Consider the following 15,709-nt stretch of genomic DNA (forward strand, 5'->3'; position numbering starts at 1 on the left):
CACGCAGCACTTCGGGCATCAATCAGCCCATTTTCAGCAGCAGCGCGTTTTCGTATTCATAAAGCAAGGCTTCCTGCGCTTGCGACTGCACGTATTGCGCGTCAATCAAACGCACACGGCGCAGAGCCTCTTCGGCAGTCAGGCCTTCACGCACCATCCATGCGGCCAGCACGGTACCGGTACGACCCAACCCCGCCAGACAGTGCACGGCCAGTACCTCGCCACGGCGCATGGCCGCCGACATACGCGCCAGCAGCATCTGTATCTGCGCGACGGTCGGTGGTTCATGGTCGTAGACCGGCAGGTGAAAATTCTTGAGCCCATGGCGGGCAAGCGCATCTTGCGGAAAGTCTTTTTCCGTCAGCGTAATGAGCATGGTCACACCACAACGACTCAGTGCCTTGAGGTCCATATCCATGTCATGCACCACGCCCGGCCAAGGTGTTCCCGCAAGGCGACCCGGCACCAGCCAGGAAAAGCCATTCGGACCGCGACTGGCAGCGACGGCATTTTCAGCCGCCACTAATGGCTGCATTTCCATCAGCACGGCTGCGTTGATCGGGCGCGGCTGATTGGCGGGAGCCTGTGCAGCCACGGCATTCTTCGCATCCGGTAATTCAGCTTGAGTCAACACAGGTTCGGGCTCGGACGCAGGCGCTGCCTCAAGCTCCGTCACAGACTCACCCGCCTCAACCGGCTGCCGCGCAAACTCAGCAATGGCGGACAGCGCAGCCGCAGGCAAAGGGGGCGGGGGCAGTACATCGTCGGCCAGCTCTTGTAACGGCGTGCCGGGCATGGGCACGGCGCAACTGCCACTGCGCAAAAATTGCTGGCCCGCAGCGCTGATGGGGCGGTGCATAAAGTCGGCCATGCGGGCCGCTTCTTGAATGCTGCCGCCCGCCAGCAGCAGCATCTGTTGCGCTGCGGCCTGAGCGTGTTGCTGCTGATGGGTGACGAGAAGCACACTGCTTTGCTGGCCAATTTGCTTGAGTACATCGAGCAGCAAAAAGGCTTCGTAGCCTTCCAGATCCGCCGTGGGTTCATCCACCATCAGCACCGCCGGTTTGGCCCATGCCTCGCGCAAGATGGCCACCACCCGTTGCTGCACGCTGCTCAGCAGCATGGTGGGGTTGTCCAGCGCCTGTGCCAGCTCGGCAAAGCCGTAGTTTTGCAGCTGCGCGGTGACCCAGTTGCGCCACTCCAGCGGCGATCGCTGCTCGGTGTGACGCGCCATTTCAATCAACGCATCCAGCGTGTTGGCACGCATCAGACGGGCGTGCTGCTGCACCAATCGCGGCAGGGCTTGCGCCCCATCGGCCATCAAAGGCATGTTCAGCGGCTGCTGGGCATAAGACACCTGTCCCCAGCTGCGAAAACGCGGGTTGGCCGTATTCAGCCCAGCCAGTGTGCGCAGCAGTGTGGATTTACCCGTGCCTGCAGGGCCCAGCAGCGCGGTCACGCCATGCGCTGGCAGCCCGAAATCGACCTCCGCCAAAATGACGCGCGGGCCATATGAGGCCCCCAGGCCTTGCACCTGCAGGCTGTATTGCTGTTCCAAAGAAGTCTCCCCCGCAGCGCCTGCACCGAGGGCCGTCATGATTGGTTTCGGTCACGAATCGTCATCAAAGGCCTTGCATCAGGCAAATAGATGCATCGGACCGACAGCCTCTGACATTACATGCTTGAAGATTCGACATCTCTCAAAACAAGTCAATGTGATGGGGAAATCCATCGATTCGTCACTAATTCAAATTGATTTTGTTTTAAATCAACAAAACACGAAAAAGAAAACAGCACCTGAAAACAGGTGCTGTTTTGTCTACGCAAGCTGATGCATTAACCCAGCCGTACCGGCACAAAAATCTTGTTGCCATCACGCCAGATCAGCACCGCCACGGTCTTGTCGGCCTTGGCCACTGCCGCACGCACGGCATCAACATCACCAGCCGCCACGCCGTTGATGGACAGCAACACATCCCCTTCGGTAATGCCTGCCGCTGCCGCCGGGCCGCTGGCCTGAGCTACGAGCAAACCGGCATCAACACCGATTTGCTTTTTCTCTTCAGGCTGCAAGGGGCGCAATGCCAGACCCAGCTTTCCCTGGCCTTCATCCGAGGCGGCCTTGACGGTCTTGACGGCCTTCTCGCTGGCATCGCCCAAGGTGGCGTTCAGGGTTTTGGCTTCACCCTTGCGCCAGACCTCCAGCGTCACCTTCTGGCCGGGCATGGACTGACCAATCACTGCAGGCAAATCGCCCGATCCCACAATGGGTTTGCCATCCACCTTGCGGACCACATCGCCGGGCTCAAGCCCCGCTTTGGCGGCCGGGCCGTTCTTTTCAACACTGGCGACCAATGCACCTTCGGGCTTGTCCAGCTTGAAGGAATCGGCAAAGGCCTGATTGACTTCCTGCACGCTCACACCCAGCTTGGCATGCTGCGCCTTGCCCGTGGCCTGAATCTGCTGCTGCACGCGGGTTGCCACCTCGATCGGTATCGCAAACGACACACCCTGATAGCCGCCCGAGCGGGTGTAGATCTGGCTGTTGATACCGACCACCTCGCCCTGCGCATTGAACAGCGGGCCGCCCGAGTTACCAGGGTTGATGGCCACGTCGGTCTGCAGGAAAGGCACAAAAGAATCATCAGGCAGCGAACGGCCCTTGGCGCTGACCACGCCAGCGGTCACGCTGTTTTCAAAGCCGAATGGCGAGCCGATGGCCAGCACCCAGTCCCCCACGCGCAACTGGCTGGTCTGCCCCAGTTTGACCGTGGGCAGGTTCTTGGCATCAATCTTGAGCACGGCCACGTCGGTCTTGGGATCGGCACCGAGCACCTTGGCATTGAATTCGCGCCGATCGTTGAGCTTGACCGTCACCTCTTTGGCACCGTGCACCACATGGGCATTGGTCAAAATCACGCCATCGCTGGAGACGATAAAGCCCGAGCCTTCGCCCCGCATGGGCGTATCAGGCTGCTGCGCACGGGGTCCCATGCCGCGAGAGCCGGGGCCGCCGGGCATACCAAATTGGCGGAAGAATTCAAAGAAGGGATCATCGGGGCTGATGCCCTGACCCTGTTGCTGGCGCTCGCTGGTTTGGTCGCCCTCTTCCTCACGCATGGAACGCGAAGACCCGACCACGCTGATATTGACCACAGCCGCACCATTGCGTGCCGTGATGTCTGCAAAATTAGGAGCATTTACCGCAGGCAAATTAAGCGCTGCAGGCTGTGCAGACACTTCAGCATGAGTCGCTTGCGCCTGTGCTGCGCTGCGCGTACCCACCAGACCGGCTCCAGTCGCGCCCAGTGCACCAATCGCACCGGCAGCGACCAGAGCCATGACCAATCGACGGGGAGTAGACAAAATTGTGTTCATGGCAATCCTTTCAAATCAACACCGTACCGGTGCCTGTTGAAGGGAAGTTTGAACGTCAAGACTTAGGCCAGACTTAGGCCATTGATCTTTGTAAAACGCTACTGAATCAGAAGCTGTCCACGCTTATCTGCAGAGGGCTTCAGCTCTTTTTTCACTGAACCCTCGCAATTTCAGAGCAGTTCCAGCACCAGCTCTGGCGGGCGGCAAAGCTTAGCGCCCTTGGGCGTCACCACAATCGGACGATTGAGCAAAACCGGGTGCGCAGCCACGGCCTGAATCAGCTGCACATCGCTGACGGCCGCGTTGTCCAACCCCAGCTCTTTGAACTGCGCTTCTTTGCTGCGCAGCAAATCTCGCACCGGCACACCCAGATGCGCCACCAGCTCGGACAGTTCCGGCGCCGTGAGCGGTGTGGCAATGTAATCCACGACATTGGGCTCAATGCCATGCTCACGCAACAGCGCCAGCGCACCGCGCGAATTGCTGCAGCGGTTGTTGTGAAAGATGGTGATATCGGGGCGATTCACGGGGGTATCAGTGCTTATTGTCATGGCTGCAGTTTAGCGAGCCTGCGCGTGGACTTGTGCTCCGACAAAGACTGCATAGCTGCTATGCGGCCCAAGCCAGAGCCATGCGTGCAGCCATTCCCATAGACTGACTGAAAAATGCGTGAAAACACAATAAGGAGACAACATGCCTGATGCTCAACCGCCAATTCCACTCACTCTGGGCCGCCGTCAATGGGGTCAATGGGCCGCAGCCACCGCATTGAGCGGATTCGCTGGCTCTGCGCTTGCGCAAGAAACGAAATACCCCGGCAAGGCCATACGCATGGTCATCCCGTTCACTCCCGGAGGTTCGGCAGACATTCTGGGGCGCGCCATCGGCCATGAGCTCACCACGGCATGGGGTCAAAGCGTGGTGCCAGAAAATGTGGCTGGCGCAGGCGGCAGCATTGGTGCCGATCGCGTCGCCAAGGCCAGTGCAGATGGCTACACCCTGCTGATGGGGCATGTGGGCACGCTGGCCATCACCCCCACGCTGTACCCCAAGCTGCCCTACGATCCCATCAAAAGCTTCACGCCGCTGGCCTGGGTGGCGCGCGTACCCAATGTACTGGTGGTTCACCCCTCGCTGCCGGTCACTGATCTGGCATCGTTCATCCGCTACGTCAAAGCCAACCCCGATGCTGTGAATTTCAGCTCGGGTGGCAACGGCAGTGCCGCGCACATGACCATGGCCTACCTGAGCCTGCAGGCAGGGCTCAAGATGCAGCATGTGCCCTATAAAGGCACAGCCCCTGCCGTCAATGATCTGGTTGCGGGCCAGGTACAGGCTTTGTTCACGGGCATACCGGCAGTGCTGGCGCAAATTCGTGCCGGGCAGATCAAGGCGATTGCCGTGTCATCGCCACAGCGTGTCGCGGCTCTGCCGAATGTTCCCACGGTTGCGGAAGCGGGTCTCCCCGGCTTTGAAGCAGACCAGTGGTATGGCGTCGTCGGCCCCGCCAACATGCCGGCCGATGTGGTGGCCAAGATCAATCAGCAGATCAATGCTTCGCTTAAAAGCCCGGCCATTCTGGAGCGCCTGCACAACGAAGGCGCGCAGCCCATGCCCAGCACACCGAAAGTGTTTGCCGAGCTGATCAACAAGGACCTGGCACGCTGGCGCAAGGTCATTGTTGATAGCAAGATGACGCTTTGAACGCTCAGAAATTACGCTTCAGGCGGCGGCCGAGCTGGTCGCGACCGGAGCCGTCGCGGGCTCCAGCTCTTCCTCATGCGCCTCGAACTCGCGCCCTGGCAGCAACAGGTTCAGCCCCACGGCCACCAGCGCACCCACGGTGATGCCCGAACCGAAGACTTCGCGCACAAAGGCCGGCATCTTGGACAGCAGATCGGGGCGTACCGTCACGGCCAGACCGCAGCCCAGCGAAACCGCAATGATCAGACCGCTGCGACGCGACTGTTCGCTGCTGCTGAGCATGCGGATGCCCGCCAGAATGATCATGGCAAACATCATCAGGCCGGCACCGCCAAGCACAGGCAAAGGAATCGTCACCACCAGCGCCCCCAGCACCGGAAAGAGACCCGCCAGCAGCAGCATCACGCCGGTCAGCATCACCACATGGCGGCTGGCCACGCCGGTCAGCGAGACCACGCCCACGTTCTGTGCGAAGGTGGAGACTGGGGGGCTGGACATCACGGCAGCAAACGCCGATCCCACGCCGTCGCAAAGCATGCCGCTGGCCAGGCGCTTGCCCCGGATGGGAGTCTGGGTGGCTGCTCCCAGAGCCATAAAGGTTCCGGTCGTCTCGACGATGGTCACCAGAAAGGCAATGGACATGGCGACGATGCCCGATACCGGAAAACTCATGCCGAAATGCAGCGGCTGCGGAATCGCGAACACGGCTGCCTCGCGCACCTGGGTGAAATCGATCAGCCCCAGCGCCAGACACAGCAGATAACCGCAGGCAATGCCCAGCACCACGGCCGATGCCGAAACCACGCCCTTGCCCCATTGCACAAAGCCGATCACCAACGCCAGCACAAAGCCGGCAATCGCCAGATTGCCCACGGCACCGTAGCTGCCGCTGCCCAGACCGCCTGCGGCCCAGTCAACGGCCACGGGTGTCAGCGACAGGCCGATCATGGTCACCACCACGCTGGTGACGGTATGCGGGAAGAAACGGCGGATCACCGGCATGAAGAAGCTGCCGACGATCATCACCAGTGACCCCACCAGCGAAGAGCCCAGAATGCCGGGCACACCATGCTCCAGCCCCACACTGATGCCAGCGCCGACGAAGGCGAAGCTGGTGCCCATCACACAGGGCAGGCGTATGCCTACAGGCCCCACGCCGCGACACTGGATGATGGTGACAATGCCAGAGCCCAGCAGCGCAGCATTGACTAGGGCCACGATCTGATCGGCAGGCAGCTTGAGCGCGCCGCCAAACACCAGCGGCACGGCGATGATGCCGCCCAGGGCGGCGAGCAGATGCTGCAGTGAAAGCAGCGTAGTGGTGATAAGGCTGGGCGGACGATCTTCCACCCCGTAAAGCAGTTTTTCCATGATTTTGTCTCCTGTTCCCTATGCGAATGGCCTCTTCTGAGGCACTTGTTGCTATGTCGTCGAGGGTGCCCGTGAGGGCTGTCACTGCGTGCTTGGCTGTGTCGTGGCAGATCTCCCTGGTTGAATCAGCGGCTGCAGAGGGCAAGTTGAAAACTGATGCCCCTTACTCAAGGACAGCGAGCAAGGGCCGCCCCCGCAGCGAGGCTGTTGCCTCCTCCGCGAAGCAGAGAAGGGGAAGCGGCAAAGCCGCTGAGGGGCATTACTGTCCCGCAGCCCGCTCGAACAAGCTACGTGCGAGCTTGCGGTGCTGGCCCAGAACCACGGGCAGGTCGGCAGTCAGCAGACGGCCGTCCTCGACCACCACACGGCCGTTGATGACACTGCTGGATACATTGGCCGGTGTGCAGAACACCAGTGCCGCCACAGGGTCGTGACCGGCGCCCGCATAACCGACGTCATGCATATCGAAGGCCACAAAGTCGGCGGACATGCCAGGGGCCAACGCACCGATGTCGTCGCGGTTGAGTACGCGCGCACCGCCCAGCGTGGCGATCTCCAGCGCCTCGCGGGCGCTCATGGCCGCCGGGCCATGGCCCACGCGCTGCAGCAACATGGCCTGGCGCACTTCGCCCAACATATGGGCTCCGTCGTTGGAGGCGCTGCCGTCCACGCCCAGGGAGACGGGCACGCCCGCATCGCGCATGCTGCGGATGGGCGCGATGCCCGAGGCCAGGCGCATATTGGAACAAGGGCAATGCGACACTCCGGTGCCGGTACGCGCGAACAGCGCAATACCTTCAGGATCGAGCTTGACGCAATGCGCATGCCAGACGTCGCGGCCCACCCAGCCCAGGTCTTCGGCGTATTGGGCCGGGGTCAGGCCGAACTTCTCCCGCGAAAAGGCCACGTCGTTGTCGTTCTCGGCCAGATGGGTGTGCAGTGATACGCCGTGCTCGCGCGCCAGCACGGCCGACTCGCGCATCAGGTCGCGCGTCACCGAGAAGGGCGAACAAGGCGCCAGTACCACACGCAGCATGGCGTGGCGCGAGCCGTCGTGGTACTGCTGAATCAGGCGCAGGCTATCGCGCAGGATGGCCTCTTCCTCCTCGACCACCACATCGGGAGGCAGACCGCCCTTGCTGCGGCCCAGACTCATGGAGCCACGCGCCGCATGAAAGCGCATGCCCATCTGCTGCGCGGCGGCGATGGAGTCATCGAGGCGTGAGCCGTTTGGAAACAAGTACAGGTGGTCGCTGGTCGTGGTACAGCCAGACAGCATCAGCTCGGCCATGGCAGTCTGGGTTGAGACATGGATCATCTCGGGCGTCAGATGCGACCACAGCATGTAGAGGTTCTGCAGCCACGAGAACAGCTCGGCGTCCTGAGCCGCAGGCACGGCGCGTGTCAGGCTCTGGTACATGTGATGGTGGGTATTGATCAGGCCTGGTGTCACCACTTTGCCGCGCATGTCCAGCACCTTTGCCTGTCCCTCGTCGGCCATGCGACGGTACTGCGCCGGCAGATCTGCCGTTGCCCCCACCCACAGCAGGGCAGGGCCGTCTGCAACCAGGGCGCCGTCTTTGATCTCGCGGCGCTGCGCATCCATGGTCACCAGTACGTCGGCATTCAGGGCAATCAGGGTCATGGTCTCTTCCTCTCTAAACAAGAAGCGCAAGTCTAGAGAGTGACCCAGGCGCGCGATAGCGCCAAATTCAGCCAAGCATGTCCACAAAATGTGGACAGTTAAATTAATGTTTCATTGCAAACAACCGCGCCAGTGCGGTCTCAATACTGGCCGCCATCAGCTCAGCGGCGGTACTCAGCTCCGCCCCTCTGCGGGCAAACAGCATCAGAGTCTGGCGCTGCAGATGCACATCGCGCAAGGGCACAAAGCTCAATGCTCCGCGATCCAGCTCTTCGAGTACATCCAGCGCATTGAGCAGAGCAATGCCTTCCCCCAGCATGACCAGCCGCCACATCAGTGCCATGGAGGTGGACTCGGCCACCTGCGTCACCTCGATGGCGCTGCGCGCGAAGGCTTCGTTGAGCAGACTGCGTATGGTCAGAGACGATGCCGGCAGAATCAACGGATGACCCACGCATTCGCTCAGCAACAGCGATGAATGGTGCGCCAGCGGGTGCTTGATCGGCAAAACGGCACCAATCTGCCATTCGCTGGCCGCCAGCATGCGCAAACCGGGCCGCTGCGGCAGGTCATAGGCCAGTCCCAGGTCGACCTCGGCCGCTTCCACTGCAGCCACGATCGCATCCGTTGGCAGGTCGATGACACGCACGGCCATGCCCGGATGCGCGCTGCGAAAATCATGCACCAGCGAAGGCAGCAAAGAACCGGCCAGCCCGGAGGTTGCAGCCACCGTGATCTCACCACGTCGCATGCCCTTGAAGTCGGCAATGCGCTCTCGCAGCGCTGCATGCTCACGCAGCGTGCTACGCACATGGGTCAGCACCATCTCGCCCAGAGGCGTCAGGCGCAGTCGGTTATGGATGCGATCGAACAACGGTGCGCCCAGCTCGGCCTCCAGGTCGAGAATCTGCCGATTGACGGCCGTGGGAGCCACGTGCAGGTATTCTGCCGCCTTGCGGATGGAGCCGCGGCGAACCACTTCGTCGAGATAGCGCAGAACTCTGGCGTGCATGCGCGCAGCCTACACGGATTTGAGAACCTCGCGAAAGAATGGGAAGTCCGCCTAGTCTTGGCGCAGCCGGTCTACCTCGGTGTGCAAATCCTTAGCCCAGCTGCGGCGATCACGGCCGTCTGCGCTTTGTAACTCACCGTAGTGCACCACGGCTTGCAGATGGTCTGCGCTGAGCACGCGCCAGATAGAGCCGAGCAGAGTTTCATCGCCCACATAGGTGGCGGCGTAGCTGGTTTCACCCGTCTTGCCATCCACAAAGCGCAGACCCACCGGCTGCACTGGCGCATCGCATTGCACGGCGGCCTCAAGCAGGTTGGAGTGAAACGAGAGCAGGCTGCGACCATCGCCCGTGGTGCCTTCGGGAAAGACGGCCAGAATCTCGCCGCGCTTGAAAGCATCCGCCATGGCAGTGATCATGCGCATGGCATCACGGCGCGAGCTGCGCTGGATATAAAGGGTGCCGGCCGCCGTGGCCAGCGTGCCAATGATGGGCCAGCCCTTCACATCAGACTTGGAGATAAAGCGGCAATGGCGCGCTGCGTGCAGCAGCGGAATATCAAGCCAGGAGATATGGTTGCTGACCATGAGCACCGGCCCTTTAACGGGCGGCTGGCCTTTGACCTCCAGCTCCACGCCTGCGCGGACCAGCAACGTTGCAGCCCAGGCCTGCACCAGCGCGTGCTGCTGCCAGTAATGCAGCTGCGGAAAGCGGAAAGCCACAATCCACGCCCCCTTGGCCACATGGGCCAGCAGACGCATGCCGCGCCACACAGCACGCAGACTGGTTTTGATTTTGTGCAAGCCGTTTGCCATGATTCACAAAGAGTTTAGCGACTCGCCCCGTACAAGTTGCACCAACTTGAAACCGGCAAGCGCCTAAGACTGGCGCAATGCAAAGTCAGAGACACCTTGGAAGCGCCGCCGCGCACCGAGGGTGTCGTCCCCCTCCCGATGCAACGCCTCGAGAGAGGGGGAAGCGGCAAAGCCGCTCAGGTGGAGCCTATCGTTGATAAGCGACAGCGCCATCAACGATAGTCGTTACCACGCGCGCAGGCAGCTCGTAGCCGGTAAACGGTGTGCTCTTACCCTGGCTGGCCAAGGCCTTGGGCTCAACCGTCCACTCGGCATCGGGATTCACAATGCACAGGTCGGCAACGCCGCCCACGCGCAGCTGGCCCAGCTGCGATTGCTGCTCGCCCAGAGCACTTCCCAGCACAGCCACGGGGGAGATAGTGATGGCGGCCAGCGCGCGGTTCAGAGGCACGTTGTGCTCGCGGCTCCACTTCACGGCGATAGACAGCAGCAGCTCCACGCCGGTGGCACCGGGTTCGGCTTCGGCAAAAGGCAGGACCTTGGCGTCCTCATCCACAGGAGTGTGGTCAGACACCAGCGCGTCAATCGTGCCGTCGGCCAGCGCAGCGCTCAATGCGTCGCGGTCGCGCTGCTGGCGCAGCGGTGGGGTCAGGCGGGCGTTGCTGTCGAAGAAGCCGATATCGGTTTCGGTCAGCAGCAGCGAGTTGATGGACACGTCGGCCGTCACGTTCAGGCCTTCGGCCTTGGCGCGGCGCACCAGTTCCACACCGGCGGCGCTGGCCAGACGGCACAGGTGAACGCGGGCTTGCGAGCCACGAATCAGCTCAAAAATGGTGTGCAGAGCAATCGTCTCGGCCGCCACGGGCACGCCGGACAGACCCATGCGGGTCGCCAGAGCGCCACTGGCCGCCACGCCCTTGCCCAGATCCTTGTCTTGCGGGCGCAGCCACACGGCGTAGCCAAAGGTGTTGGCGTACGACATGGCGCGTTGCAGCGTCTGAATATTGGGCAGGGGCACATCCGCCTGACCAAAGGCCACGCAGCCGGACTCGGTCAGCTCGGCCATTTCGGTCAGCGTATCGCCCTTGAGGCCCACCGTCAGCGCACCCATGGGGAACAGGCGGGACTTGTGCTGCTTCTCGGCACGGAACTTGAGCATTTCGACCAGGCCCTGCTCGTCGAGCACGGGGTCGGTATCGGGCAGGCAAACCAGGCTGGTCACACCACCGGCAGCGGCAGCGGCCATTTCGGACTGCAGCATGCCTTCGTGCTCATGGCCGGGCTCGCGCAAGCGCACGGCCAAGTCCACCAGGCCGGGCAGCACCCAGCAGCCCTTGGCATCGATTTCACGCTCGGCCACAAAACCATCGGGGACGGAGCCGATGGCTGCAATTTTGTTGCCCTCGATGGCGATATCGGCCTGCTGGTCGAAACCGCTTGCCGGGTCCATCACCCGGCCATTGCGAATCAGAATCTTCATGGTTTGGCACCAAATTGGCTGCCAGCGCTTATCAATCAAGCACCAGCAGCTACAAAAATATTACTTACCGAGAAACCGGCGCGCCCCAAGCCAGGGACGCCGAGCAAGAGCCGCCTCGCAGCGAAGGCGTCGTCCCCCTCCCGCAACGAGAGAGAGGGGGAAGCCGCGCAGCGGCTCAGGGGGTGTTTAAGCCTCATTACCAGCAACGATGGACATCACGGCCATGCGGACGGCAATACCAAAGGTGACTTGCGACAGAATCACGGCCTGCGGGCCGTCCACCACGGCGGAGTCGATCTCCACACCACGGTTGATGGGGCCGGGGTGCATGACGATGGCATCGGGCTTGGCCAGCTCCAGGCGCTTTTCGGTCAGGCCGAAGCTCTTGAAGTATTCCTGGCTCGATGGCAGCAGCGCGCCGCTCATGCGCTCGTTCTGCAGGCGCAGCATGATGATGACGTCACAGTCCTTGATGCCTTCTTCCAGGTTGTGGAAGACGCGCACACCCATGCTGGCCATGTCGGATGGAACGAGGGTACGGGGGCCAACCACACGCACTTCAGCCGCGCCCAGCGTGGTCAGGGCATGAATGTCAGAACGTGCCACGCGCGAGTGCAGCACGTCGCCCACAATCGCCACGCGAAGGTTGGAGAAATCCTTCTTGTAGTGGCGGATGGTGTACATGTCCAGCAGACCCTGTGTGGGGTGAGCGTGGCGGCCGTCACCGGCGTTGACCACATGGACATGAGGCGCCACATGCTTGGCGATGAGGTAAGGCGCGCCCGATTCGCTGTGGCGCACGACAAAGATGTCGGCGGCCATGGCGCTCAGGTTGTCGATGGTGTCCAGCAGGGTCTCGCCCTTGCTGGCCGAGCTGCGGGCGATGTCCAGATTGAACACGTCAGCGCTCAGGCGCTTGGCCGCGATTTCAAACGTGGTGCGGGTGCGCGTGCTGTTTTCGAAGAACAGGTTGAACACGCTCTTGCCACGTAGCAGCGGCACCTTCTTGACTTCGCGGTCATTGACGCTGACGAAGTTGCCGGCCGTGTCGAGAATCTGGGTCAGGATGTCCTTGGACAGGCCTTCGGTGGAGAGCAAGTGAATCAGCTCGCCGTTCTTGTTGAGTTGGGGGTTGCGCTTGTACAGCACGATCAGGCCTCTTGAATGCGGAAGTGGAAAACACCGGCCTCGTCGCGCGCCAGCGCCAGAGAGCGGTCCGCCGGCAGCACCACGCGGGCTGCGGCAAAGTCGGCCTGGAAGGGCAATTCGCGCCCGCCACGGTCCACCAGAACGGCCAGACGCACGCAAGCGGGTCGGCCGTAGTCATAGAGTTCGTTGATGACTGCGCGCACCGTGCGGCCGGTGTAGAGCACGTCATCCAGAATCAGCACATCAGCGCCGTTGACGTCAAAATCAATCTGCGTCTGCGCGCTGGAGGCCATGCCGCGCTGGGCAAAGTCATCGCGGTGCAGCGCAGACGACAGCACGCTGGGCTTGCCTGCCAGGTTCAGGTCCTTGTGCAGGCGCTCGACCAGCCAGGCACCGCCAGAGGTGATGCCCGCCAGACGGGTGTTGGGCCCCATGATGCGCTGCACGCCGCGCAGCAGCTCGCTATACAGGGCTTCGGCATCCAGAATCAGGCTACCTTGTCCCGGTTGATTTCCTGCAATGGTTTCACTCATGGGAGACTCCTCAAAAACTGTTCAAGAATGATGCAGGCCGAAGCGGCATCGGCGTCGCGTGCGCCTCCTGCCAGGGCTTCGGTCGTGCTGTAGCGTTCGTCCACCTCATACACCGGCAATTTGAAGCGGCTTCTGAGCTGGCGTCCAAATTTCAGGGCACGCGCCGTGTTCTCGTGCGCCGCGCCATCGGGGTGATAGGGCACGCCAATCACCAGCGCATGGGGTTGCCAATCGCGGACCAGCTTGTCTACGGACACCAATCGAGCCTCGGCACCTTCAGCCTTGATGGTGGGCAGCGGATTGGCGCCACCCAGCACGCGGTTGCCCGATGCACAGCCCGTGCGCTTTGTACCGAAGTCAAAACACAGAAACTGCTGAAAATGCGCAGGCACCTCGGGCTTTTGGGGCACAGGGGCTACGGCAGGCTGATCGCTGGCCGAGGAAAAGGCCGCATCGGCGGCCTTGTTGGAAGAGGAAATATCGTTCATGCGCGACCCGATTCGGGAGACAACATCCAGCGCTGCAGGCCCAGCAGACCCAGAGCGCGGTCATAGCGTTCATCCACAGGGGTGCTGAAGATCACGTCGGGGTCGGCTTCCACAGTCAGCCAAGCGTTTTCGCCAATTTCGGATTCGAGCTGGCCTTCATCCCAGGACGAGTAGCCCAGCGTGACCAGCACGCGCTTGGGGCCGGCACCGTCGGACAGGGCTTCGAGCACATCCTTGGAGGTGGTCATCTCCAGACCGCCGGGGATGGTCATGGTCGAGGCATAGGCCGATTCGTTCTCGGGTGCGCCTTCGATCACCATAGGCTCGTGCAGCACAAAACCACGATCGGTCTGCACCGGGCCGCCGGTAAAGACCTGCTCTTCGCGCAAATCTTCACGCTTGAGACCCAAGTCCACTTTTTGTAGCAGGCCTTGCAGGCTCAGCTTGGAAGGCTTGTTGATAATGAGACCGAGCGCGCCACGCTCGCTATGCTCGCACAGGTACACAACACTGCGCGAAAACGACTCATCTTCCAGACCCGGCATGGCAATCAGGAAGTGGTGCGTCAAGTTGATAGGCGCAGATTCTGCAGACATAACTGCGATTTTAATGGCGATCCATGACTCCTTTTTACCCTGTGGGCTTGATATGGTTCCGGCGCGACCTGCGCCTGGCCGATAACGCCGCCCTCTACCATGCTGCGCAGCACTGCAAAACGCTGTATTGCGTCTTTGTTTTCGACGACAGTATCCTCACCGCCCTGCCCCACGCCGACCGCCGGATAGAGTTCATCTGCCAGAGCGTGACCGAGCTGGACGAAGCCATTCGCCACGCCGCAGACCGCCCGCAAGCAGGCCTCATCACCCGGCGCGGCCTGCCGCAGGAGATCATTCCGGCGCTGGCCAGCCAGCTGGGGGCGGGCGCCGTCTTCTGCAATGACGATGACGAACCTGCCGCTCTGGCGCGCGATGCGCAGGTGGCCCGCAGCCTCAAGGCCGAAGGCCGCGTACTGCTGCGCAGCAAAGACCACCGCATTTTTGCGCGCGACGAGGTGCTGACCCAGAGCCTGTCGCCGTTTTCGGTCTTCACGCCCTACAAAAATGCCTGGCTCAAAAAAGTGACGCCGTTTTACCTTTCCAGCTACCCCAGCGAGCGTGACCTGCCCGCCAAGCTGGCCGACCGGCCTGAAGCCGACCGCCAACGCATGCCCACCGCAGTCGAACTGGGCTTTGCACCCGACACCCTGCAAGGCCTGCGCCTGCCCACAGGGGAAAGCGGCGCGCGCCAGCTGCTGGCCGACTTTCTGCCGCGCCTGCCGCAGTACAAGGCGGCGCGGGACTTTCCGGCGCTCAAAGGCCCCAGCTATCTCAGCGTGCACCTGCGCTTTGGCACCGTGTCGATTCGCGAACTGGCTCGTCTGGCCCATGAGGCCGCGCATCACAGCGACGGGTCTGATGCAGGCCGTGAAGGCGCAGCCACCTGGCTCAGCGAGCTGATCTGGCGCGATTTCTACTTTCAGATTCTGGCCCACCACCCGCATGTCATTGAACGCAGCTTCAAGCCTGCTTATGACGTGATCGAATGGGACACGGGGGCCGAAGCCGATGCGCTCTTCACCGCATGGTGCGAGGGCCGCACCGGCTACCCGCTGGTCGATGCGGCCATGCGCCAGATCAACACCAGCGGCTATATGCACAACCGGCTGCGCATGGTGGTGGCGAGCTTTCTGGTCAAAGACCTGGGAATCGACTGGCGCCGGGGCGAGGCTTATTTTGCCGAAAAGCTCAACGACTTTGATCTGGCAGCCAACAACGGCGGCTGGCAATGGGCTGCCTCCACCGGTTGCGACGCCCAGCCCTGGTTTCGCATCTTCAACCCCATCACGCAGAGCGAGAAATTTGATGCGGACGGCAAATTCATTGCCCGCTATGTGCCCGAGGTCGCGCAACTGCCCGCCAAACTGCGCCACGCGCCCTGGCTGGCCAAGCCGCTGGATCTGCTTAAAGCAGGCATCGCGCTAGGCAGCAGCTACCCCTATCCCATCGTCGATCACGCAGTGGCACGCGAGAAGACATTGGCACGCTACGGCATCTTGAAAAAAGACAGCTAAAAAAGAAGCGGCTTGCGCTTGTCTTT

At 61.8% G+C, this 15,709-nt stretch carries 14 protein-coding genes; 2 read left to right on the forward strand and 12 right to left on the reverse strand.

What is annotated here, in order from left to right; translation table 11 throughout:
* Nucleotides 1–22 precede the first annotated feature (22 nt).
* The 3 genes from HF327_RS05600 to arsC all read right to left on the reverse strand — a co-directional run bounded on the left by HF327_RS05600 (nt 23) and on the right by arsC (nt 3,929).
* Nucleotides 23–1,558, reverse strand: a complete 1,536-nt coding sequence (locus HF327_RS05600) for a phosphatase domain-containing protein (protein WP_169107502.1) — start codon at nt 1,556–1,558, stop codon at nt 23–25.
* A 278-nt stretch (nt 1,559–1,836) separates the two neighbouring features.
* Nucleotides 1,837–3,378: a Do family serine endopeptidase gene (locus HF327_RS05605; RefSeq protein ID WP_169107317.1), complete on the reverse strand. Its 1,542-nt coding sequence runs from the start codon at nt 3,376–3,378 to the stop codon at nt 1,837–1,839.
* Between the two features lie 170 nt (nt 3,379–3,548).
* Complete coding sequence (gene arsC, locus HF327_RS05610) at nt 3,549–3,929, reverse strand: arsenate reductase (glutaredoxin) (RefSeq protein ID WP_169107318.1); 381 nt, start codon at nt 3,927–3,929, stop codon at nt 3,549–3,551.
* Nucleotides 3,930–4,071: 142 nt separating this feature from the next.
* Here arsC and HF327_RS05615 point away from each other — a divergent pair, with 142 nt between their 5' ends.
* Nucleotides 4,072–5,082: a Bug family tripartite tricarboxylate transporter substrate binding protein gene (locus HF327_RS05615; RefSeq protein WP_169107319.1), complete on the forward strand. Its 1,011-nt coding sequence runs from the start codon at nt 4,072–4,074 to the stop codon at nt 5,080–5,082.
* 18 nt (nt 5,083–5,100) lie between these two features.
* Here HF327_RS05615 and HF327_RS05620 read toward each other — a convergent pair whose 3' ends face one another.
* From HF327_RS05620 to HF327_RS05660, 9 genes are all read right to left on the reverse strand, one after another.
* Nucleotides 5,101–6,453, reverse strand: coding sequence for a nucleobase:cation symporter-2 family protein (locus HF327_RS05620; protein WP_169107320.1), 1,353 nt, complete (start codon nt 6,451–6,453; stop codon nt 5,101–5,103).
* A 259-nt stretch (nt 6,454–6,712) separates the two neighbouring features.
* Nucleotides 6,713–8,098, reverse strand: coding sequence for an 8-oxoguanine deaminase (locus HF327_RS05625; RefSeq protein WP_169107321.1), 1,386 nt, complete (start codon nt 8,096–8,098; stop codon nt 6,713–6,715).
* Nucleotides 8,099–8,201: 103 nt separating this feature from the next.
* Nucleotides 8,202–9,110 (reverse strand): LysR family transcriptional regulator, encoded by a 909-nt coding sequence (locus HF327_RS05630; protein ID WP_169107322.1) that lies wholly within the window; start codon nt 9,108–9,110, stop codon nt 8,202–8,204.
* A 51-nt stretch (nt 9,111–9,161) separates the two neighbouring features.
* A complete protein-coding gene (locus HF327_RS05635; RefSeq protein WP_169107323.1) occupies nt 9,162–9,923 on the reverse strand; it encodes a lysophospholipid acyltransferase family protein in 762 nt (253 codons plus the stop codon).
* Nucleotides 9,924–10,110: 187 nt separating this feature from the next.
* Complete coding sequence (locus HF327_RS05640) at nt 10,111–11,403, reverse strand: dihydroorotase (RefSeq protein WP_169107324.1); 1,293 nt, start codon at nt 11,401–11,403, stop codon at nt 10,111–10,113.
* 186 nt (nt 11,404–11,589) lie between these two features.
* Nucleotides 11,590–12,669, reverse strand: a complete 1,080-nt coding sequence (locus HF327_RS05645) for an aspartate carbamoyltransferase catalytic subunit (protein ID WP_370627614.1) — start codon at nt 12,667–12,669, stop codon at nt 11,590–11,592.
* Nucleotides 12,555–13,085 carry a bifunctional pyr operon transcriptional regulator/uracil phosphoribosyltransferase PyrR gene (gene pyrR, locus HF327_RS05650; protein ID WP_169107325.1) on the reverse strand — a complete coding sequence of 177 codons (531 nt, stop codon included), beginning with the start codon at nt 13,083–13,085 and terminating at the stop codon, nt 12,555–12,557. The genes HF327_RS05645 and pyrR overlap by 115 nt, the downstream gene beginning before the upstream one ends.
* A complete protein-coding gene (gene ruvX / locus HF327_RS05655) occupies nt 13,082–13,573 on the reverse strand; it encodes a Holliday junction resolvase RuvX (RefSeq protein ID WP_169107326.1) in 492 nt (163 codons plus the stop codon). Before ruvX ends, pyrR begins: the two co-directional genes overlap by 4 nt.
* A complete protein-coding gene (locus tag HF327_RS05660) occupies nt 13,570–14,169 on the reverse strand; it encodes a YqgE/AlgH family protein (protein ID WP_099735788.1) in 600 nt (199 codons plus the stop codon). Before HF327_RS05660 ends, ruvX begins: the two co-directional genes overlap by 4 nt.
* A 23-nt stretch (nt 14,170–14,192) precedes the next feature.
* Here HF327_RS05660 and HF327_RS05665 point away from each other — a divergent pair, with 23 nt between their 5' ends.
* Nucleotides 14,193–15,683 carry a cryptochrome/photolyase family protein gene (locus tag HF327_RS05665; protein ID WP_169107327.1) on the forward strand — a complete coding sequence of 497 codons (1,491 nt, stop codon included), beginning with the start codon at nt 14,193–14,195 and terminating at the stop codon, nt 15,681–15,683.
* The last annotated feature ends 26 nt before the right edge of the window (nt 15,684–15,709 follow it).

It is taken from the genome of Comamonas suwonensis, assembly GCF_012844455.2.
In the GTDB taxonomy this organism is placed as follows: domain Bacteria; phylum Pseudomonadota; class Gammaproteobacteria; order Burkholderiales; family Burkholderiaceae_C; genus Comamonas; species Comamonas suwonensis.

Bases quoted from the DNA above. Each gene is read 5' to 3' on its own strand.
- HF327_RS05605 (WP_169107317.1), bottom strand. From the start codon at position 3,378: ATGAACACAATTTTGTCTACTCCCCGTCGATTGGTCATGGCTCTGGTC.
- arsC (WP_169107318.1), bottom strand. From the start codon at position 3,929: ATGACAATAAGCACTGATACCCCCGTGAATCGCCCCGATATCACCATC.
- HF327_RS05615 (WP_169107319.1), top strand. From the start codon at position 4,072: ATGCCTGATGCTCAACCGCCAATTCCACTCACTCTGGGCCGCCGTCAA.
- HF327_RS05620 (WP_169107320.1), bottom strand. From the start codon at position 6,453: ATGGAAAAACTGCTTTACGGGGTGGAAGATCGTCCGCCCAGCCTTATC.
- HF327_RS05625 (WP_169107321.1), bottom strand. From the start codon at position 8,098: ATGACCCTGATTGCCCTGAATGCCGACGTACTGGTGACCATGGATGCG.
- HF327_RS05630 (WP_169107322.1), bottom strand. From the start codon at position 9,110: ATGCACGCCAGAGTTCTGCGCTATCTCGACGAAGTGGTTCGCCGCGGC.
- HF327_RS05635 (WP_169107323.1), bottom strand. From the start codon at position 9,923: ATGGCAAACGGCTTGCACAAAATCAAAACCAGTCTGCGTGCTGTGTGG.
- HF327_RS05640 (WP_169107324.1), bottom strand. From the start codon at position 11,403: ATGAAGATTCTGATTCGCAATGGCCGGGTGATGGACCCGGCAAGCGGT.
- pyrR (WP_169107325.1), bottom strand. From the start codon at position 13,085: ATGAGTGAAACCATTGCAGGAAATCAACCGGGACAAGGTAGCCTGATT.
- ruvX (WP_169107326.1), bottom strand. From the start codon at position 13,573: ATGAACGATATTTCCTCTTCCAACAAGGCCGCCGATGCGGCCTTTTCC.
- HF327_RS05660 (WP_099735788.1), bottom strand. From the start codon at position 14,169: ATGTCTGCAGAATCTGCGCCTATCAACTTGACGCACCACTTCCTGATT.
- HF327_RS05665 (WP_169107327.1), top strand. From the start codon at position 14,193: ATGACTCCTTTTTACCCTGTGGGCTTGATATGGTTCCGGCGCGACCTG.